The organism is Marinomonas profundi, assembly GCF_020694005.1.
In the GTDB taxonomy this organism is placed as follows: Bacteria; Pseudomonadota; Gammaproteobacteria; order Pseudomonadales; family Marinomonadaceae; genus Marinomonas; species Marinomonas profundi.
This window is the reverse complement of record NZ_CP073013.1, coordinates 314,089-334,471: the sequence shown is the minus strand read 5'-3', so window position 1 is coordinate 334,471 and position 20,383 is coordinate 314,089. Positions and strand designations below refer to the sequence as shown.

The window sequence follows — 20,383 nt, the reverse complement described above, 5'->3', positions numbered from 1 at the left end:
TTGTTATTAAACTGGAACCTGCCGAGTCATGAAAGAGCTTTCTTTAAGATCCTTGTGTGCCTATTTACCTTGCCTTCGAGCCAAGCCACTGTTGTTTGTCCGATGGTCTTTTCTAGTGTCATTGATGATCAATGCTGTCAATTATGCGCAGGCGATAGAGCCCAGTATTGGCGTCGATATGACGGCGGTGCCTGAAAGTACACAGACAGAAGAGGTATCAAAAGAATATGCTTTTTCGCATCAAACGGTCATCAATTTGGCGCAAACATTATCCACATCTTTGATGAAACCCGCCGAAAAAGCGCCCCAGTCTTTGATTGATATGGATTATCCGACCTATCGAAAAATTAACTTTCAGCAAAACCAAGCGGTTTGGGGCAATACGCCGACTAAATTTTCAGTACAGTTGTTTGCACCGGGGTTTTTGTTTAAAGATCTCGTCTCCATCGATGTGGTCGAGAATGGCCATGCTTTCCCATTAAATGTCTCACCTGACTCCTTTTCAACCCCCAATACCGAAATAGGTCAACTGATTTCTTTGGTTGGAAAATACGCTGGTTTGCGTTTGCATTACCCTATTAATCGGGACGATTACAACGATGAGTTTGTGGTGTTTCAAGGCGCTAGCTATTTTAGAGCAGTCTCTAAAGGCCAGTCTTATGGGTTGTCGGCTCGGGGGTTAGCAATGAATGTGGCGCAACCGAAAGGCGAAGAATTTCCGATGTTTAAGCAATTCTGGATTGAGCGCCCATCATCAAGCCAAGACGCCATTGTTGTGCACGCTTTGTTAGACAGTAAGAGCATCACGGGGGCGTACCGCTTTGGTATTTACCCTGGAAAGCCAACGCGTATTGATGTGAAAGCCACGCTGTTTCCACGAGAGGACATTGAACACATCGGCATTGCGCCGCTGACGTCCATGTTTATGCACAACAGTGCATTGGACGCCTCAGATGTTCTCGATTATCGTCCAGCCGTTCATGATTCGGATGGTTTGCAAATTTTAACAGGCAAGAATGAGATGCTTTGGCGCCCATTAAATAATCCAAAAACATTAGAAGTCAGTGCCTTTAGTGATGCTTCTCCTAAAGGTTTTGGCTTAATTCAGCGTCAGCGCAGTTTTGAAGACTACCAAGACCTAGAGGCCAGTTATCACACGCGTCCTTCTGCTTGGATAAAGCCAATAAATGATTGGGGCGCTGGGCATGTTGAGCTGGTGGAAATTCCTTCCAATGCAGAGACAAACGACAACATTGTGGCTTATTGGCAGCCGAAAGAGGGTCTTAAAAAGGGGCAATCTTATAGCTATCAATATTTGATGACCTGGTCTAACGATACGCCTGTGTCTTTGGATTTGCCTCGTGTTGTTCGCAGTGCGAAAGGCGTGAAGTTGTTTACAACTCGCCCAGAAGTGGTGATCGATTACAATAAAATGCCCGATGTGAATGTTGATGATCTGACTATTGATGCCAGCATTAGTAACGGGAAAATACTCGAAGCGATAGCGGTCAAAAATCCTCATAATAATGGTGTGCGAGTGTACGTTTCTTTTGATCCACAAGACGCCAGCTTGGCTGAGTTAAGGGTTCAACTGAAACAGGGTGACAGCGCCGTTGCGCCGACTTGGCTGTATCGTTGGATTAAGGAGTAATGATGTTAGTAAAAGACAGCGCGACACCATTAGCCCTGCCGCAGACTTCCCCTTTGGAGATGCCGCGCCATAGTGTTAATGAAGCCCCTCAAGCACGTAAGAAAAGAGTGCAAGGCTTTGCACTCACCACTGTTTTGGCACGAGCTTTCGTTTTATTGCTGACCGTTGGATTGTCTTGGTACGGCGCCACTGAAATGTATGATGTGCTGAATACCAATGCGGTTGCTGGCTTACAGTGGGCATTTTTGGTGTTATTTTGCATCAACTTCACGTGGATTTCCTTTGCCTTTTCGCAAGCAACGCTGGGGTTGGTTTTTCAGTTATGGCCGTTTTCTCGTCGACGAAAAGAGCAAGCAGTAGAAGGAGTTACTGCGATTTTATTGCCTGTTTACAACGAAGACCCTTTGCGTATTCGCGCCAATATCCAAGCGATGCACGAAGATTTGATGCAGCAAGCGCCGGGCAAATTCGCTTTTTTCATTCTGAGTGACACCAACAAAGCCGATGCGTGGATTGCCGAGGAACAAGCTTTTCAGCCTCTGCTGAATGACGATGCCGCAGATTGTCCTATTTATTACCGTCGACGCCATAAAAATGTCGAGCGCAAAGCCGGTAACATTGCACAATGGGTGACAGGTTATGGTGGTGACTATGAATGCATGATTGTGTTGGATGCCGACAGTTTGATGGGCGCGGATTGCTTGATTTCCCTAACGCGTCGGATGGCGGCCGAACCCGGTTTAGGTTTGATTCAAACCTTGCCAACCATTATTCGTGCGAACACCTTGTACAGTCGTATTCAGCAGTTTGCTAACCATTGTTTTGGTCCTATTTATGCTTCCGGTTTGGCGGCGTGGCACGGTTATTCTTCCAACTTTTGGGGGCATAACGCCATTATTCGCACCAAGGCTTTTGCTGAAGCCTGCGGTTTGCCCATGTTAGAAGGTAAAGCGCCTTTTGGTGGCCATGTGATGAGCCATGACTTTATGGAGGCCGCCTTATTGCGTCGTGCTGGTTGGGGCGTGCGCTTTGATACCGATCTAAAAGCCTCTTACGAAGAAGCGCCGCCGTCGCTGGTGGACGTGATTGTTCGAGATCGTCGTTGGTGTCAGGGTAACTTACAGCATAAGGCCTTCGTGTTTGCCAAAGGCTTTCATTTTGCCACCCGCTTGCATTTGATGTCTGGCATCATGTCGTATCTGAGTGCTGTTTTTTGGTTGATGTTGATTGTCGTGGGTTTTGCTTTGGCGGTACAGGCGTACTTTGTTCGCCCTGAATATTTTGCCAATCCATCGTTATTCCCAACTTGGCCAGTGTTTGATTTTGAAAAAGCACGCTCTTTGTTCATCCTATCCATGGCGCTGGTGTTGGCACCAAAAGTCTATGGATGGTTGGCTGCTATGTTGAATATTCGCCGCTGCATGCAATTTGGTGGGCCGATACTACTGACCTTAAGCACCTTGGTAGAAACTGTGTTGTCGGCTTTGTATGCGCCTATTTTGATGCTGTCTCAGTTTCAAGTGGTTTACGATGTGTTTAAAGGCCGAGACAGCGGTTGGAAACCTCAATCCCGTGATGATGGCGCAACCTCATGGAAAGTCGCTGCTCGTGCCCATTGTAGCCATACTTTATTAGGCTTAGGTTTGGCGGGTGGCGCATTGTTTCTAAGTGAGGAATTGTTTTACTGGTCTTTACCGATTAGCTTTGGTTTGATTCTGTCTATTCCATTGTCATGGCTCAGTGGGGGCGCCAAACGCGGTAATGTGATTCGTTACTTAGGTTTGATGCGTGCGCCTGAAGAGAAGCGTCCACACCCGATTGTTGCCATGCAGCATCGTCATAGTCTTAGGCAAAAGGGATTGAATTTCGATGCGTCTTTATCATCCCTTAAACGCCTAGTATCAGACTCAACACTGTTTTATTGGCACCTAGCGCAAATGCCAATAGATGAGCCAAATAAAGCGTTTTGTCGTGCATGGATTTGTGCCGAATGGCAAATCCTCAACAGCGACAACATTCAAAACCTGCTTGATCACCTCAGTGAAAAAGAATGCCTTGCGATACTGGAGCATCGCGAATTGATGAGTGTCATGCAGAAGTATTTACCCAAAGGCGAGCGTATTACTGCGCGTGGTGAAAGATTGGCTGAGGTTTAGCTAATTCGCCTCTTTTAATGATGGCGTTTTAGACATGAAACTGAAGTCTTGTCCTTACCAATATCTGTCAGGCTTGCTGTTTTGATAGTGTTTCGTTTTGCCATGTTCAGCGGCTTTCTGCGCCTGTTTTTCTCTTACGCGTTCAGCATCTTCCAGGCTCAATTCTGCTGGCTCACGAGGCGTTTGCCCTTCGGGAATGATGCGTTTTCTCGGCGGTAAGGCAAATTGCTCCGATGACACTCGTGGTAGGTTTTTATACTTATACAAATAGAAAATTTCTACTTTTTCACGCGCCCACTCGGTTTTCTTAAGAAATTTCACACTGGATTCAATGCTTGGGTTAGTCTTGAAGCAGTTGATGTTCAGGTAAGCATAGAGAGTCTCAAAGCCGTAATGATCAACTAGCTGGGTGAGCAGATCTTGTAATCCTAGGCCGTGTAGGGGATTGTTTGTGTAGTTGATCTCGTCGTTCATAAAGGTGTCCGGTAATAGGTCGAAAATGTAAAAGCTTTCAGAATTCGCCATCATACCTGTGACAGCTTAGACAATATAGTAAAGGCGAGTCTAAGCCGTTAAAATTTAACAATAAATAGGTGAAAGACAATGGAGCACGAACACAAGCAACACCTTTTAACCCCAAACCAAATGGCTATGGCAGATAAAGCCGCTGTCGCTGCTGGCGTGCCAGCAATGGATTTGATGGCAGCGGCAGGAAAGGCGGTGGCGGATGCGGTGCTTGCGCGTTGGTCTCGATGTTCGGTATTGGTGCTGTGTGGGCCGGGCAATAATGGCGGTGATGGTTTTGTGGTTGCCACGCTTTTGCACTCTGCTGGCTGGCCTGTGCGGCTGGCATTTTTGGGTTCGATGGAACAGTTATCGCCAGAAGCGGCGCATTTTTTCCATGCGTGGCAAGGGGACGTAGAAGGGTATTCGGTCGATGTATTGGAACAAACCGATTTAGTCATCGACGCTCTATTTGGCGCGGGGTTGACTCGCTCTTTGGCCGGTAAAGCGCGTGATATGCTTGATGAAATTATTGCTCGTGATATTCCCGTTTGTGCCGTGGATGTGCCGAGTGGGCTTGACGGTGCAACGGGCGCCGCCTTTGGCGTTGTTGCGCCAGCTGAGTTAACGGTGACCTTCTTTCGTAAAAAACCGGGTCACTTATTGTTTCCAGGACGCGCTTTGTGCGGTGAACTGGTCGTTGCTGATATTGGTATTCCTGCCGCTGTGTTGGAAGCGTTGGATATTCAAGCCTGGGAGAATAGCCCTGAACTCTGGTATCGAGATTACCCTTGGCCCAGATTGGACGGACATAAGTTTCATCGTGGGCACGCGCTGGTGTACGGTGGTGAAAACATGACAGGCGCAAGTCGTTTAACGGCGCGTGGCGCGATGCGAATAGGCGCTGGGTTGGTGACGTTGGCCGCCCCCATTAAAGCTTGGGCTGTGTATGCGACGGCATTAACCGGCGTGATGGTGGCTAAGTTAGAGCAAAGCCAAGAGGCGGAAGATTTTGAAGAGTTGTTATTAGACCCACGTTATAACGCCATTGCGGTGGGGCCGGGAGCGGGTTTGGTCGGCTTTGAGCGTATTCGAACGCGCAAAATTGTTTTGGCGGCGCTGGTGACAGGTCGTGCCACGGTATTGGATGCGGACGCGCTCAGTGCTTTTTCGGGCGACCCTCAAACACTGTTAGATGCCATTGTTGGACCTTGCGTGATGACGCCCCATGAAGGGGAGTTTGCGCGTATCTTTCCTGAAATGAATAAAAGCCCAGAAATGAATAAAAATCATCGTGATGACAAATTAACCCGTGCTCGACTTGCCGCCAAACAAAGCGGTGCTGTGGTGGTATTAAAAGGCGCGGATACGGTGATTGCGTCGCCGGATGGTCGCGCCGTGATTAACTCAAACGCCCCAGCCGACTTAGCAACGGGGGGTTCTGGGGATGTATTGACAGGCTTTATTGTCGGGTTGCTTTCTCAAGGTACGTCTCAAGGTATGTCGCCATTTAATGCCGCAGCGGCTGGCGTTTGGCTGCATGGCGAAGTAGCAAACACGTTTGGTGCGGGACTGATTGCGGAAGATTTGCCGGATCATCTGCCTAAAGTGTTGTCCGCTTTTAAGACGCGATTGTTCACTTTTAAGAAGTGATGAGTGCGCGCCTTAGAGTCTGCGGTATTCTTCATGCTCAGACTCTAATCCTCTAGCTCAATGTTAGTCTATTCCAATGCTAGTCTTGTCCAATCACTGCACTGATTTTGGTGTTTGGGTGAATAAATAGCTGACCGCTTGTGCTAATTTTGGGCTGACGTGCCCACCGCGTAACAATGCCCAAAGGGGTTGTTTGGTTTCTGGGTGTTGGCTGAGTTCGGCGGCGATTTGTTTGAAGGCGATATAGCCGTCTTCTCGATGAGCCAGTTTCTCCATGATGATGCGCAATAGCTGTGGATTTTGGCCTAACCAATGGGGGCATTTGGCGGCGAGGGCGACCATTCTGTGGATGTCTTCATCGCTGCATAGGGTTAGGCTGCCAAGCAAACCAAACAGCGGCAATAATAGTGTGTCGTTTAAATCCGCTCTTGATAAAGCGCGTAAGTAACTGGCTTGCAGCAGCGCATCTTGCTCGGTTTGCAATTGTGCGATCAGGGTGTTTTGTAATTGGCTGGGCAATATTTCGTGCTCAAGGGCATGGCATAATGCACTGGCCACGGGGTTGGCGGCCTGTTGGATGGCTTTTTGTATCAGCGCTTGGTATTTGTCTTCGTCTACTCTGGCGGCCAGTTCGGCAATGCCTTGTAGGCCGAGCGTTTGCCAGCGGTCGTCTTGTTTTGTTAAGTCGGATGTAAGGTATTGAACCACGTCATCAAAATAATGCGACGCTGTTTGGTGTAAGTCTTTGCCGAGAATCGCGTGAAAACTTGCCATGCGCTCTTGGTCTGGTTTAAACGCATAGGGGCTGTCTTCAAGAGCTTCTGATAAGCCTGCGGCTTCGCCTTTGTGTAGGATTTTATCGACGATGCTTTTAATGAAGTGATCGCGTGTGCCAAGGTTTAAACAGCCCGCTTCGTCCAGTGGCAGTTTGAGAAACCAAATGACGCTGGAGTCTATGGCGTCTTTCTGCGCGGCCGCTGTAGAGGGGGATTTTTTAAGTTTCAATAAACAGGCCAGCCAAGCGTGCTGACGAAAGGGAAAGGGGTAGGCTTGTTGTTTACGGTCGAACTGTATCGCTTGTTGTGGGGTGATTTTGGTGATGTTGCGCCCTAGGTCGTAGTAGCTCACATCACAATCGACCAGATTAAATAAGTCAGACAGAGATTCTATTTTGTTCATGATAAAGTATAGACTCGTTTTGCCAGAGAGGGCGCTGCGGCGCCCTTCATTATGTGAATAAAGATGCGCTATCTTACCGTTTTTCATAGGAGAAATCAGGTTGAATAAAGCCTTTTCTGACCATCATCGGTTGGCTGATTTATTGATGGACTTGCAAATGGCGATGCAAGACTGTGGTGTGTGGGAATGTCAGCAACCTACGCAAGAGGCGTTGCAAAGCAAAGAGCCTTTTTGTATTGATAGCATGACATTTGAGCAATGGTTGCGATTTGTGATGATAGAACGTTTTAAAACCTTGCTGGCAACGGGGCGTGATTTGCCCAAACGTTGTCACATTTCCCCTATGGCGGAAGAGGCTTTGGCACATCAAGCGCCAGCTAAAGTCCGCCATGTGGTGGTTTGCTTGAACCGAATTGATCAACATTTAAGTGGTATTTTGTGATGTTAAGCCAGTTACGTCATCCGCTGGTGAAGGATTTGGCTTGGCTGGTGGAAGGGCATTATATTGAGCGTGATTTTGACCTTGCGCCTTATTGGGTTGCGGATGTAAACGCCTGTTTAGTGGCGCTGGATGATAACCCTGAGCTGTTGCTGCAGGCTTTTGCCGCGTGTAAGTCGCATTTTCTTGGCAGTTATTTCGAGACTTTGTTTTCCTTTGCGATAGTGCATTTGTCGCATTTGAAAATGCATAGGGAACACTTTCAAATTGAAAGCAAAGGAAAAACCCTTGGCGAAGTGGATATGTTGGTTGAAACGCCAGACGGTCAACTTCATCAATTTGAAATCGCCATTAAGTTCTATTTAGAAAGGCCGGATCTTTTCCCTCATGACTGGATCGGGCCGAATAAAAATGACAGTTTGCTGAAAAAAGTCACCAGAGCCAGAGAACATCAGCTAGGTATTTTGCAGACCGAAGAGGGCTATGCTGCCATTGACGCGCTGGCAAACGGTAGAGAAGTCGAGACAAACTTGCTGATCTTTGGGCGTTTATATTGTGCTTTAAAGAACGCTGCGGATGTTCGCTCGTGGCTGGCGGGTGAAGCCTGTGGTGGTTGGATTCGAGTATCGGACCTTGCTCTCTTGAAGGCGGATTTTTCGTATTTTCAGTTGCTGGATAAGCCGCACTGGCTGGCGGCACCTGATATAAATGCTAATTTTTCTTTCTTTTCTCTGCAATCTGCCTACAATCCTGTAGGCTTATTCCTACGTGATGACCGTCCTAAACATGCATTTTTTTGGCAGGTTACAGATCAGACAAAAAATGTTATTCAAAGTCGATGTGTGTTTATTGTGGCTGATTCATGGTGAGACTTGACGTAACCTAATATCGAAATAGGTTGACTGTATTTTAGTAGTATTAAAAATAAATGACTGATTTAGCAGAGTTACTTGATCATAAAATGCCATTAGCGGCTTGGGTTATAGATGTAGAGCAATCCAGTGTGCCGTGCTATAACGCAGCGGCTGAGCGCTTGCTAACGGATTCCTTAAGCGACATAAAGTCTGGTCAGCGAGCCATTAGTGGCGCACTGAAAGAGCGTTTGTCTTTTTATCTTGATACTCATGAAATAGGCGAGCTGTTACCTTTTAAATGGCCGTTTGTGTCAAAAGAAGGGGCTCAATACTCTGTTACAGGTTCTGTGGTTTCTCTCGGAAATGGGCGTAAAGGGCTGTCTGTCGAAGCTCATCCCTTGGTGGCGTTGGAAAAAGTCGCCACGCCTTTGGCCCACGATATTCATGTCGGTATGCTGGCGCAGTTTAAAACCCTATCTTTTGTCATTTTCAGCAATAGCGGGACTTATATTAGTGCCAGCGACTGCTTTTGCGCTGAGTTTGGTGACATTCATAATGTGCGTGATTTGTTTGCGGTGTCCGGCGCGGCGAACAGTTTTATTAGTCGATTAACGCAACAAGAGAGCTTGTCTCAAGAAATTAGGCTGTCGACTAAAAAAGGCGTTCGTTGGCATAAGATAGAAGCTTCCCATAATAAAGAAACAGATACGTTTTATTTATTAACCCACGATATTCAAGAAGAAAGAGACCACGAAGTCGCCTTGTATCGGCTCAACAATTACGACAGCTTAACCCATTTACCCAATCGTAATTTGCTCTATCAGCAACTTGAAAGTGCATTGGTTAATGCTCGTAAGCGTCACCGTCAATTCGGTCTTTTGTATTTGGATCTTGATGGCTTTAAAGTGATTAATGATAACTTTGGTCATCGAGTCGGGGACGAGTTGATTCAGCGCGTCGCGGAACGCATTAAAGGCAGCATTCCTTCTGGCGCTTGCTTATACCGTCTAGGTGGTGATGAGTTTGTCGTGGTGCTGGAAAATACCAGCACGATTGAAGAGCTAGAAAGCATTGCCCAGAGCATTATGCAAAACGCGAGTAATACCTACCCTGTGGCTAAAATGGAAATGATGATTACCGCCAGCATTGGTATTGCAAGCTATCCACAGCACGCCGATGATGTGGACAATTTGTTAAAAAATGCCGATGCCGCCATGTATCGCGCCAAGTCTACGGGTCATAACATGTATTTTGTTTATGAAAATCGGATGGCGGACAATATTAATGCGCACTTAACCTTGGGCGGTGGGCTGCGAAAAGCGATCGAAGAAGAGCAGTTTGTTCTGCATTATCAACCTAAAATTCGTCTTCCTGATGAAGCAGTGGTGGGTGCGGAGGCCTTGATTCGCTGGGTTCACCCTGAGCTTGGGATGATAAGCCCTGATCAGTTTATTCCCTTGGCTGAGGAAAGTGGCTTGATTCTTCCGCTGGGAGAATGGGTGATCCGCCGAGCGTGTCGCCAATTGCAAGAATGGCGGGAGGCGGGCGTACCACCGATCAAGTTGTCGGTTAATTTATCAAGTCGACAGTTTATGCAAGCGGACTTGGTGGATATGGTCAGAAGGGCATTGGAAGAAACGGGCGTTGACCCTAAAAACTTTGAGCTTGAATTGACAGAAAGCATGCTGATGAATGATGCTCAACAGTCTATTGAGAAGTTACATAGCTTCCGTAAATTGGGTCTGACGTTATCTATCGATGATTTTGGCACCGGCTATTCTTCCCTTGCTTATCTGAAAAAATTCCCCATCCAAACGCTAAAAATAGACCGTTCTTTTATTCATGATTTAGGCTTGGATTGCGATAATGACGCGATTGTGAAAGCCACCATCGCGATGGCCAACAGTCTGAATTTGAAAGTGATTGCCGAAGGGGTGGAAAGCCGCTCGCAAGTCGATGTTTTAAACGGCTATGAGTGTCAGGAAGTGCAGGGTTACTTGTTTTCCAAGCCCTTGTGCAGTGCCGATTTTCTGACCTATATGCAGAACAGTTACGATACGGCTTAACGGTCACGGGTTGAAATAAGAAAGCATTATGGCTTTAGTGTTTTTGATGTTCTGCTTGTTGAGAATAGGTTATTCTTTCCATTAAGCACTTATTAATAAATTATAGGAATCTTGTGTCAACACTCGAAAACCTTTCCTGCCCCATTGATGCCGCACCGCTAAGCCGAGTGGAACGGGTTTTAAAGTGTCCACATGGACACACTTATGACTTAGCGAAAACCGGTTATATCAACCTTTTGCCAGTGCAAAATAAACGTTCTAAAGACCCAGGTGACAGCAAAGAGATGGTCGCCGCTCGTCAGGCTTTTTTAAATCAGCAGCACTATCTTCCTATTGTTAATGCCGTGTTATCTTCCTGGCCCCAAGGCGCGTTGAGCGACAAAATTTCTCTATTGGACGCCGGCTGCGGCGAAGGCTATTACCTAGATAAGTTGGCTTGTCAGTTGTCTTCACAAGGGATAGAAGTGACGCGTACTGGTCTAGATATCTCAAAATGGGCGATTTTGGCCGCGAGTAAACGTGACAAAGACGTCAGTTGGGTGGTGGGCAGTAATGCCAGTTTGCCCATGCCGGAACAGTCTTTTGATGCGGTGTTGTGTTTATTTGGCTTTCCTGTTTTTGACGAATTTTCTCGGGTATTAAAGGACAATGGACTGCTTTTGTTGGTGGAATCTGGCGCGGATCATTTGATTGAGCTGCGTCGTATTTTGTACCCAGCGATACATGATTATAAACCTACATTTACCTCAGAATTGTCGGACTTCGACTTGATATTGGAACAAGCAGAAAGCTTTACTTTTAACCTAGATTCCCAAGCACAAATTCAGCAGTTGTTAAGCATGACGCCTCATATTCATAAGGCTTCTTATGACGGTCGTGCGGCCGCCATGTTGCTTAACGCAATCACACTTACGGCGGACATTAAGCTTCGCTGGTATCGAAAGAAAATAAAGGAGGTGAACCATGTCTAATTATTTAGATGAACTTTTTAATAAAAATAGAGAGTGGGCGGCTAAGATCACAGCGGAAGATCCAGGTTTTTTTTCTACCTTGTCAAAGCAGCAGCATCCAGAATATCTGTGGATTGGTTGTGCGGACAGTCGTGTTCCGGCTAACCAAATAGTGGATCTTTTACCGGGCGAAGTCTTTGTTCATCGTAATATTGCCAATGTTGTTGTGCATACCGATCTAAATTGTTTGTCGGTTATTCAGTTCGCCGTGGATGTGTTGAAAGTAAAACACATTATGGTGGTGGGGCATTATGGGTGTGGTGGTATCAAAGCCGCGATGGGGACCGAAGAGCATGGCATGATAGACAACTGGCTGCGTCATATCAAAGATGTGTATCGTTTGCATCGTGAAGAGCTTGATGGGATAGAAGATGAGCATACGCGTTTTGACCGCATGTGCGAGCTAAACGTGGTAGAACAAGTTGCTAACGTTTGCCAAAGTAGTATTGTGCAAAACGCTTGGAAAATCGGCCAAGAGCTGCATGTTCATGGTTGGTGCTACAGCATAGAAAATGGTCATATTACCGATCTAAAAAGAACCGTATCTAGTGCAGAAGAATCACTCGAGCAAATGAAGGGTATGTAACTATCGGCGTTTGTGAGATTTTTGTGAGAATGATGCTTTGTTAACCGCGTTAAGTTGATCATTCAACGTTAAACATTAAAAAACGAGCACATGGCTCGTTTTTTAATGTTTAACGTTCTCGACGCGGCATTTACAAATTGTTGTTTTCGGCAATGGTTTTAGCGCAGCCAGCAATAGTGGAGCGTAGCCAAATATGACCGGGGTCATGTTGTAGCAATGGACTCCACAGCATTTTTAGCTCCACGGGCGGAATGTCAAAAGGCGGCGGCAGTACAATAACGCTGCTGTTATCTTTCATTAAGCGAGTCGCCAGAGACGGCAATGTGGCGATCAGACCCAATTGCTCGGTAGCGCGCATCGCCACATTATAGTTTCGAGTAAACAAGCGAATATTTCGTTTAAAGCCTAAATCCGCTAAGGTCCCATCGACCCAGCCCAGTTTTTGCACTTCTTCTGGCTGAATGCCGACACCGACGCCAAAGCCTGTTTTACTGACCCAAACATGGGGAGAGTTAAGGTAGGTGTCTAAATTAAAATTTTTGGCAATGTCGGAATTGGCGGGCACTAAACAGGAAAAATGGTCAACCCAAACAGATTTCTGATGAAAAGATTGTGGTGGTAGGTCAAATCGGTTAATGACCAGATCCACCTTGCCTTTTTCCACGTCATGAAAGCTAACGTCGCTTGGGTTCATCACGTCTAATATGACATTGGGCGCTTCGTCTTGTAGCTTTTTCATCAGTGGCGGAATCAGTGTGGCTTCAGCGTAGTCACTGGCCATAATGCGAAATACACGGGAGCTTGAATGGGCCTCAAAATTTTGTCCTAGATGGAGAACTTCATCGACGGCTTGTAATATGCTTTGCACGCGTGGTTGCAGTTGAATCGCCAAGGCGGTTGGCATCATGCCATCACTGGTTCTGACTAACAGTGGGTCATGAAATAGATCTCTTAAACGTCTTAGTCCGTTGCTCATCGCTGGCTGAGTAATACCGAGCTGATTGGCGGCGTGGGTGACATTTTGCTCCCGGAGTAAGGAGTCTAAATAACGAAGTAAATTGAGATCTATTTTGTCTAGCTGCATAGGGAAAGAGGCTCGTATCCACTAACGTAGGGGGTTGCATCATACTTCATTTTGTCGATGAATAGAATGATTAGCCCCCCCAATTGATTAGAGCATTAGAGAACAGTAGAAAAATTAGACCCGCTCAGTAGGGAAGTGCGAGTTGCTCGATTACTTCATAACACGCGCCCATGGTGTGGTAATCGGTTTTGCCGGCTGGGCTTTTGCAATCATCAAAAGCCTGATTGTCTTGGGTTAGAATCCGAAACCAAGCGCCGTACTGATGATCAATCATGTGAGACCAGCTGTATTGCCACAGTTGTTGGTACTTATCCCAATAATGTTCTTCTTTGGTGAGGATGGCGAGCATGGCCGCCGCGGCAAAGGATTCCGCTTGCACCCAAAAATACTTATCGCCGTCGCAAATATGGCCTTGTGGATCGTAGCCGTAGCAAAGGCCACCGTTTGTTTCGTCCCAGGCTTTGTCCCAAGCGACGTTAAACAGTCTTTGGGCGGTCGGTACTAACCAGTCAAGCGGCGAGCGCTGATGGATTAACAACAGCAATTTTGCCCATTCTGTTTGGTGGCCAGGTTGAAACCCCCAAGGGCGAAATAAATGCTTTGGATTGTCTTTGTTGTAATCCCAATCGACTTGCCAATCCGTCGTGTAATGCTCCCAAATCTCGCCGCCAGCTAAGGCGGCTTGGCGTTGGCAAATATGGTTGGCAAGCAAGGTGGCACGTTCCAAATAGCGAGCTTCTTGCGTGGCGTCGTAAGCGGCAAGCAGGGCCTCGCAGCTGTGCATGTTGGCGTTTTGGCCTCGATAAGGCGAGACGTTCTGCCAGTCACTGGATATTTCGTCTTTGTACAAGCCGAACTCGGCGTCCCAGAAATGCTTTTCCATGCTATTAAAGGTTTCTTCAATCCATGGTTTTGCTTCTGCTACACCGGCTTTGTAGGCGCTTGCGTAAGCCAGCATAACAAAGGCAAAGCCATAGCAATGGTTGGTTTCATCAAGGTTTTGATCCTTGTTGAGCAGCCAGACATAACCGCCATTTTCACGGCGATGACGATTTCTCAAATAGGCTAAACCATGGCGCGTGGCGTCAAGGTAGGCTTGTTTGTTGGGGGTATTTTGAGCTTCTGCTTGATACGCTTTGGCGTAGTTAAAAATAAACCGCGTGCTGCTGACAAGGTGGCGGGTGTCGGTATCGTAAATTTCGCCATTGTCTTTGAAAAATTGAAAAAAACCACCTGCTGGGTCGATGCAGTTGGGGTGATAGAAATTCATTGTCGACTGGATGTGGTCGTTTAAAAAGTCGGCGGATTGAAATGCTGGAAAAGAAGACATGACTTCGTCCTTTGCTGTCGCTCTGCTGTATAATGTGAGCTTTTTATTGTTGTTTAAGAGGATGATAAGATCGATTGCTGATTTCCCATCTTAATGGGTTATATTATTAAATCAATTAGATTTATTAAATACTAGCGATTCGTTAAGACCTTTGCACAATGTCCGAGCGAAGCCAAGACGAGTTTCCAGTTTGCGGGCTCAAAATGAGAGTAAGATTATATGAAGTCGTCAGGTAGTACTTCTGAACAAAGTCGCATTTACAATGAGCGAATTATTTTGCATTTGGTGCGCCAGCATCCGGAGATATCTCGGGTGAGCATTGCTGAGCGTACTGGGTTGAGTGCTCAAACTATCTCAGTGATTACCTCGTCACTACTAGAGCGCCAGTTGCTGCAAGTGGCGGGCAAAGTTAAGGGGCGCCGTGGGCAGCCTTCAATTAAATTAAGCATCAACAAAACAGGTGCTTATGGCTTGGGCATTAATGTCGACCGAGATCATATTAGCGCGGCATTGCTGGATTTTAGTGGTACCTGTGTTTTGTTGTTAGAGCGTATGGTGTCTTTTCCAACAGAAGCCTTGGCGAAAAACATCGCCCAAGATCTGATCGAAGAAGTGAAAGCGACACTGGGTGCAGATTGGAATAAGGTTCAGGGTATTGGGCTGACGCGGCCTGATTACATGGATTCTTGGTTGGAAACCTTAGTCACAGACTCAGACCAGCGAGCGGATCTTGAAGGATTAAAAGCCGCTCTGGCGTATTGGCAATCGAACGCTTTTGAAGCTTGGTTAACGAATTTAACTGGCGTGCCATGCTTCTGTGAAAACGACGCGGTCGCCGCGGCAACCAGTGAGTTACTCTTGTCGCCGAGTGCGCCGCAGGGGCACTTTTTTTATCTTTTTGTCAGCACCGCTTGTGGTGGTAGCTTTGTTGCTAATGGCGAATGTTATTTTGGCGCCCATGGCAAAGCGGGCAGCTTTGGGTTGATCCCGACGGCAACCGGCAAGCATGGTAAATGGATTCTTGAAGCCTTGTCGGTGTCGTCTTTACGTCGATTCTTTGCGGACAGACACGTCGAGTGGCCAGTGACTGACGCTATGTGGCTTGATACTCAATATCCTCAATGGATTGAGCAATGGGCCAATGAAGTGGCATTGGAGGTGGCGCCAGCGTTGGCGTCCGTGGTGGCTTTATATGATCCGGAAGCGATTTTGATTGGCGGTCGTTTACCGCCGCCAGTATTAGCAAGGTTAATTGCCTGTATTGAAAATACCTTGATGTCTCACAGTATGTTGGCGTTACCGCCGATTCGCATTGCTCAGACGGGTCATACGGCTGGCGTTTTAGGGGCCGCTGTATTGCCTTTGTATGGCAGCTTTGCACCACAGCAGAATGTGTTGTTGCTAAGTCCTAAACAGGCCTTGCTAAGCGCCGAAGTCAGAAAAACGCCATGAGATTAGAAATACAGTGTGAAGACAGAATTGGCATGGTGCGAGAAGCCCTCGATTTGTTTATTCCTCACCAAATTGACATGCGCTTAGTGGAAGTCGATACCAAGCGGCGTTGTATTTACTGTGGTTTTCCCGATATCCCTTTTGCTAAATTGCAGCTGTTATTGTCTGATATTCGTCGTTTAGACAGCGTCGAAGATGTTAAAACAGTGATGTTTACGCCTTCGGAGAGGGAGCACAATGCGCTGTATACCTTGTTGGAAGCCTTACCGGATGGCGTTATTTCTGTTGATCTGAAAGGCAATATCACCATGGTGACGGAGTTGGCTGCAGACGATTTACAGCTTGCCATTGCCGATCTTTTACACAAACCTTTACAGCAATGTATTAAAGGCCTGCATTTTTCCAAAGACGCTTGGGCGAACCCACGGGAGGGAATGAGTAAGCGCGTTCGAGTTCGTAATCAAACCTTATTGCTGGAAATGAAGCCGATTTTTGTCACCGATGACGATGGCGTAGCAAATCCGGCCGGGACGGTGATTTATGTAAAGTCGAAAGCGCGCTTAGACCGTCAAGCGGAAAGCTTAAAGCAAACGCCAGGTGTCGAGAATTGTCTAGAAAACGACTTTCCTTCTGCGGTGGTTAAAAGCGCGGTGATGAAACAAACCTTGAGTCAGGCAAAAGCCTTTACTGAGCTAAACGCGCCTTTGTTGGTACTGGGTGAAGTGGGCACGGGCAAGCGCAATATGATTGAGGCGCTTTTTCAATATTGGCAGCAATCCCAAGGCGCGCACGATACGGTGTTAATTTTTCGTCACGCCAAAAATATCACCATAAATGACTTGGCGGAATTGGAAAGACTTTCTGGCTGGTGGGTGATTGACGAGATTGAGTATCTGGACGCGCAGATCCAAGCAGGCTTACTTAATCACTTAACTCGACGATCAAGTGGGCGTGCTTGCTTTGATACTACAATGCGTTTGTTGGGTGTGTCTTCCTTGAGCGAAGCGCAGTTGGCCGACGGGGAACGATTGAATAAAACCCTCTACTACGCCTTGGCGACCTTGGTATTGCCTATGCCAGCGCTTCGGGAGCGTAAGGAAGATTTAGCCGGGCTGCTTCAGCAAGCCCTAACAGTGCAGTCCGAACGCCACCGTCTGCCTGTGCCTTCGGTTGCCAAAAGTGCGCTGACAAAAATGGCCTTGTATGATTGGCCGGGTAATCTCAAAGAGCTGCAGAATGTTTGTTTGCAAACATTATTGAAACAAAAAAACGAATGGGTGGCCGATGATATTCGACTGGCAGAGTCTCACCGCAGGGGGGAAATGACACTGATTAACCACTCATTAGAGCAGACTATCAAGCAATGGGAGGCGGAATTATTAAAGGCACTTTATCCAAGCTTTCCGAGTACAAGGCGCTTAGCAAAAGCGGTCGGTATGAGCCATAGTGCCATCGCGATTAAACTAAAAGAGTACGGTATTAAGTCTATAGAAAAGCCAGACTGAAATGTTTCAGACTGGCTTTTGGTAAACCGTGAGAATGGAGAAAAGGTTTATTTAATAAGGGCGCTTTTGAACCGGTGTTGGTCGAGAGGTTTTTTCGCGCTCAATTTTGATTGGTTGCAGTTTTGTTTTCGGTTGTGCAGTGTATTTCTGGATATTGGCTACCAAGAAAGCAATTGCTGCACAGGCAGCGGCAAATAACAAAAATTCAAACATGGCATTTCTCCAAACTAATTATTCTTTTAACAATCATGATTCAAATTGATTGTTGGGTAAAGGCATTTATGTTGTCTTTTAGTTAATGGAGGAGGATACATATAAATCAACCCCGCGCATTTAAGATCACAAGTCATACCTTTTTCTTAGATACCTTGCTACGCCGTCTTCATCATGATGACCAATGACATCGGTAGCCGCTTCTTTTACATGAAGTAAGGCATTATCGGTGGCAAAGGCTTCATCTGAGGCGGAGAACATAGACAGATCATTGTCCCCATCGCCAAACACGACCAACTTTTTGGCACCTATTTCTTCTTTAAGTTCCATCAAAGCAGAACCTTTACACACATTACTGTGATGGATGTCTAACCAAAAGGCGTCAGGGTTGTAAATGCCACCACCAGAATAGGCGGTTAAATGGCTGTGTTTTTGGCTGTCTAGGACAATGTTTTCAATAAATTCAGGTCGTCCCATTGCACTAATATTGGTGATTCTTGCGCTGTGAGAAAGCTCGGCTATGGGGTGAAGGCTCATGTTTTTGTGATTGCCTAACTCATTGGCGATATGGTCGCTCAAATGCCCAGTGAGTGGCGAATGGTAAACTCTATGCGAGCCATCCTCTTCTAAGCAAAAAATAAATGGCGTGACGTGGTTTTCTTCAAAAGACGTCAGTAGCTCTGAAATATGGCTTTGAGACAGCAGGTTGCGATGACGATAACGATTTTGCTGTGGGTCCCACCATTCAACACCATTTTTGAAAATCTGCCAGTTGGGAAAATCATGCCCTTCAATACAAGGCATGGCAGCAAAATGAGTGCGACCCGTTGCCACCGTATAGAAAACCCCAGCGGCTTTTAAGCGCGCAAGCGTGTCGAGTGTATAGTCAGAAAGACGCTGATGTCGGTTCAGTAGAGTGCCGTCTAAATCAAATGCCACTAATTCCATAATTACCTCATGTATGCCGTTCAGCACTATCGCATTTTATGGGCGGAGAGTTCAACCGTTTCGGACGCGTTTAGCTTATTCTGCTTTTGGGGCAAGTGCTGGGGTGGTGAAGGTGATTCCAGACCAGCCATTTTCGATGAACTGACGAATGTTTTGATGATCATCTGATGTCGGGTTTTCCAAAACATCCACTCGGTAGAAGTCGCCAAATAGATTGAGTGTTTCTACTGCGTTAAGCTGGTGGATCGAGGCAAAGGAAAGAATCTTACAAGAGCCGTTGTTTTCATTAATGCCATTGCTTTGCTTGCCATTGGTGAACGCCATTGGAGTGAAATCGTATTCGCGCTCAATTACCTCAATCACTTCTTTGAACTGAACCTGTTTAGGCGTGGCTTTGATTTTTTCAATCAGGGTTTGTGTGCTTAGCATGGGCTATTCCTATTGTCGTCTTGGGTAAAGTTAATCTGTGATGGCGGTTGCTGAATATTTTACAGTGAGTTTAAAACAAACAAACGCAATAATGCCGCAGGTCGCTATGGTAGCAAGCATTGGAATAAACGTGCCATTGTGAAGAATACTGACCACCACGCCACCCAGTGCGCCTAACGCGAATCGTGAGGTGCCTGCCAGCGCAGTGACACTGCCATTATGGTTGCCTGCATGTTTCAGCGCGCCCGCCATAAAGCCACTGCCCAGAATCCCCATTGGGCCCATGAACAACATACTTGAGACAATAATAAGCCAAAGCGGTGGGTGATTAAAAAAGCTCAGGGCAATCATTAAAGTGGAAGCGACCAGCGGAATATAGATGGCGTATTTGGACAATACTTCGGTGCCCAGTTTTTCCACGTAGCGGCCATTAATGGTCGAGGCGAGCATCATGGCAATCACGTTCAAGCCGACCAAAAAACCAAAGTGAGCAGGGTCAACACCATATATTTCAATATACACAAATGAACAGCCAGTAATAAAGCTCATCATGCCCGCAAAATAAAACGCCGAGGCGACGATATAACCCATGACGGAGCGATTTTTAAGCAAAATAATGTAGTTTCGAATCGCGTTACCAAACGAAAACGGCGTGCGTTTTTCGATCGGCAATGTCTCTGGAATGGTGCGCAAAAAGAGTACAACGGCGAGTATGGCTAATATGCCTAAGAGAACAAAAATGTAGTGCCAACTTAACACAGTCAAAATAGCACCACCGATAATTGGCGCAGCCAAAGGCGCCAATGCCATCACCAACATAATCATCGACATGGCTTTGGCAAACTGATTGATCGACAAACCGTCTTTGACCAAAGCCGGAACGCTAACCGCCACCGCCGCACCGCCAAACGCTTGAATAGCCCGTCCGGTCAGCAGCATTTCGTAGCTTTGCGCCAACGCGCACAAAAAACTGCCAATGGCGAAAACGGCCAAACCACCGACCACGACTTTACGCCGGCCAATGGCATCAGAAATAGGGCCAAACAAAATCTGCATAAAGGCAAATACCAGCAAATAAATGCTCAGTGTCAGCTGAATAAGGCCGATATCTGTGTTTAAGCTTTTAGAAATAGTCGGAATGCTGGGCAGATAAGCATCAATCGCCAAGGGCGTCAGCCCAGACAAAAGGCCAAGCACAAGAATAATAGGCAAAGTGAGCTTCATAGGGTGACTCATTGAATAGGTCGGTCTGTTTTATTGAGCGTCCATGAGAACGCTTATTAAGTAGCGATTATAAACCGTTTAGGATGAATGAATCACGGTA

Annotated in this window: 18 protein-coding genes; 10 read left to right on the top strand and 8 right to left on the bottom strand. The window is 46.6% G+C overall.

Translation table 11 applies throughout. The features are described from left to right. Positions 1–28 precede the first annotated feature (28 nt). Positions 29–1,651: a glucan biosynthesis protein G gene (locus J8N69_RS01475; protein ID WP_211084998.1), complete on the top strand. Its 1,623-nt coding sequence runs from the start codon at positions 29–31 to the stop codon at positions 1,649–1,651. After that, on the top strand, positions 1,651–3,807 hold the full coding sequence (gene mdoH / locus J8N69_RS01470) for a glucans biosynthesis glucosyltransferase MdoH (RefSeq protein WP_227803937.1): 2,157 nt from the start codon (positions 1,651–1,653) through the stop codon (positions 3,805–3,807). Before J8N69_RS01475 ends, mdoH begins: the two co-directional genes overlap by 1 nt. Positions 3,808–3,861: 54 nt before the next feature. Here the strand turns inward: mdoH and J8N69_RS01465 are convergent, their stop codons facing one another. After that, on the bottom strand, positions 3,862–4,335 hold the full coding sequence (locus J8N69_RS01465) for a VF530 family protein (RefSeq protein WP_227803936.1): 474 nt from the start codon (positions 4,333–4,335) through the stop codon (positions 3,862–3,864). 75 nt (positions 4,336–4,410) lie between these two features. Between J8N69_RS01465 and J8N69_RS01460 the strand changes: the two genes are divergently transcribed. Beyond that, a complete protein-coding gene (locus tag J8N69_RS01460; RefSeq protein ID WP_168825054.1) occupies positions 4,411–5,964 on the top strand; it encodes an NAD(P)H-hydrate dehydratase in 1,554 nt (517 codons plus the stop codon). Between the two features lie 93 nt (positions 5,965–6,057). On the opposite strand, the gene J8N69_RS01455 is transcribed toward J8N69_RS01460, so the two are convergent. Further along, a complete protein-coding gene (locus J8N69_RS01455) occupies positions 6,058–7,143 on the bottom strand; it encodes a DUF3549 family protein (protein ID WP_168825056.1) in 1,086 nt (361 codons plus the stop codon). A 100-nt stretch (positions 7,144–7,243) separates the two neighbouring features. Here J8N69_RS01455 and J8N69_RS01450 point away from each other — a divergent pair, with 100 nt between their 5' ends. The 5 genes from J8N69_RS01450 (at position 7,244) to can (ending at position 12,098) form a co-directional block, all read left to right on the top strand. Further along, entirely contained in the window at positions 7,244–7,585 is a 342-nt protein-coding gene (locus J8N69_RS01450) for a YqcC family protein (protein ID WP_168825058.1), read from the top strand. Further along, positions 7,585–8,451 (top strand): DUF1853 family protein, encoded by an 867-nt coding sequence (locus J8N69_RS01445; RefSeq protein ID WP_211084999.1) that lies wholly within the window; start codon positions 7,585–7,587, stop codon positions 8,449–8,451. Before J8N69_RS01450 ends, J8N69_RS01445 begins: the two co-directional genes overlap by 1 nt. A gap of 59 nt (positions 8,452–8,510) precedes the next feature. Then, the gene (locus J8N69_RS01440; protein ID WP_168825061.1) at positions 8,511–10,502 is read left to right on the top strand and encodes a putative bifunctional diguanylate cyclase/phosphodiesterase; all 1,992 of its coding nucleotides are present in this window, start codon (positions 8,511–8,513) and stop codon (positions 10,500–10,502) included. A 113-nt stretch (positions 10,503–10,615) separates the two neighbouring features. Next, positions 10,616–11,473: a putative RNA methyltransferase gene (locus tag J8N69_RS01435; RefSeq protein WP_168825063.1), complete on the top strand. Its 858-nt coding sequence runs from the start codon at positions 10,616–10,618 to the stop codon at positions 11,471–11,473. Further along, positions 11,466–12,098 (top strand): carbonate dehydratase, encoded by a 633-nt coding sequence (gene can, locus J8N69_RS01430; RefSeq protein ID WP_168825065.1) that lies wholly within the window; start codon positions 11,466–11,468, stop codon positions 12,096–12,098. Before J8N69_RS01435 ends, can begins: the two co-directional genes overlap by 8 nt. A gap of 130 nt (positions 12,099–12,228) precedes the next feature. On the opposite strand, the gene J8N69_RS01425 is transcribed toward can, so the two are convergent. After that, on the bottom strand, positions 12,229–13,182 hold the full coding sequence (locus J8N69_RS01425) for a LysR family transcriptional regulator (RefSeq protein WP_168825067.1): 954 nt from the start codon (positions 13,180–13,182) through the stop codon (positions 12,229–12,231). A gap of 124 nt (positions 13,183–13,306) precedes the next feature. Continuing rightward, complete coding sequence (locus tag J8N69_RS01420; RefSeq protein ID WP_168825069.1) at positions 13,307–14,512, bottom strand: AGE family epimerase/isomerase; 1,206 nt, start codon at positions 14,510–14,512, stop codon at positions 13,307–13,309. A 219-nt stretch (positions 14,513–14,731) separates the two neighbouring features. Here J8N69_RS01420 and J8N69_RS01415 point away from each other — a divergent pair, with 219 nt between their 5' ends. Next, a complete protein-coding gene (locus J8N69_RS01415; protein ID WP_168825071.1) occupies positions 14,732–15,964 on the top strand; it encodes an ROK family transcriptional regulator in 1,233 nt (410 codons plus the stop codon). Then, on the top strand, positions 15,961–17,469 hold the full coding sequence (locus J8N69_RS01410) for a TyrR/PhhR family helix-turn-helix DNA-binding protein (RefSeq protein WP_168825073.1): 1,509 nt from the start codon (positions 15,961–15,963) through the stop codon (positions 17,467–17,469). The genes J8N69_RS01415 and J8N69_RS01410 overlap by 4 nt, the downstream gene beginning before the upstream one ends. Positions 17,470–17,520: 51 nt before the next feature. Here the strand turns inward: J8N69_RS01410 and J8N69_RS01405 are convergent, their stop codons facing one another. The 4 genes from J8N69_RS01405 to J8N69_RS01390 form a co-directional block, all read right to left on the bottom strand. Further along, the gene (locus J8N69_RS01405; RefSeq protein ID WP_168825075.1) at positions 17,521–17,682 is read right to left on the bottom strand and encodes a hypothetical protein; all 162 of its coding nucleotides are present in this window, start codon (positions 17,680–17,682) and stop codon (positions 17,521–17,523) included. Between the two features lie 126 nt (positions 17,683–17,808). Next, on the bottom strand, positions 17,809–18,630 hold the full coding sequence (locus tag J8N69_RS01400; RefSeq protein ID WP_168825077.1) for an HAD family hydrolase: 822 nt from the start codon (positions 18,628–18,630) through the stop codon (positions 17,809–17,811). 75 nt (positions 18,631–18,705) lie between these two features. Further along, complete coding sequence (locus J8N69_RS01395; protein WP_168825079.1) at positions 18,706–19,059, bottom strand: HopJ type III effector protein; 354 nt, start codon at positions 19,057–19,059, stop codon at positions 18,706–18,708. Positions 19,060–19,089: 30 nt separating this feature from the next. Beyond that, complete coding sequence (locus J8N69_RS01390; protein WP_168825081.1) at positions 19,090–20,283, bottom strand: Bcr/CflA family multidrug efflux MFS transporter; 1,194 nt, start codon at positions 20,281–20,283, stop codon at positions 19,090–19,092. Between the last annotated feature and the right edge of the window lie 100 nt (positions 20,284–20,383).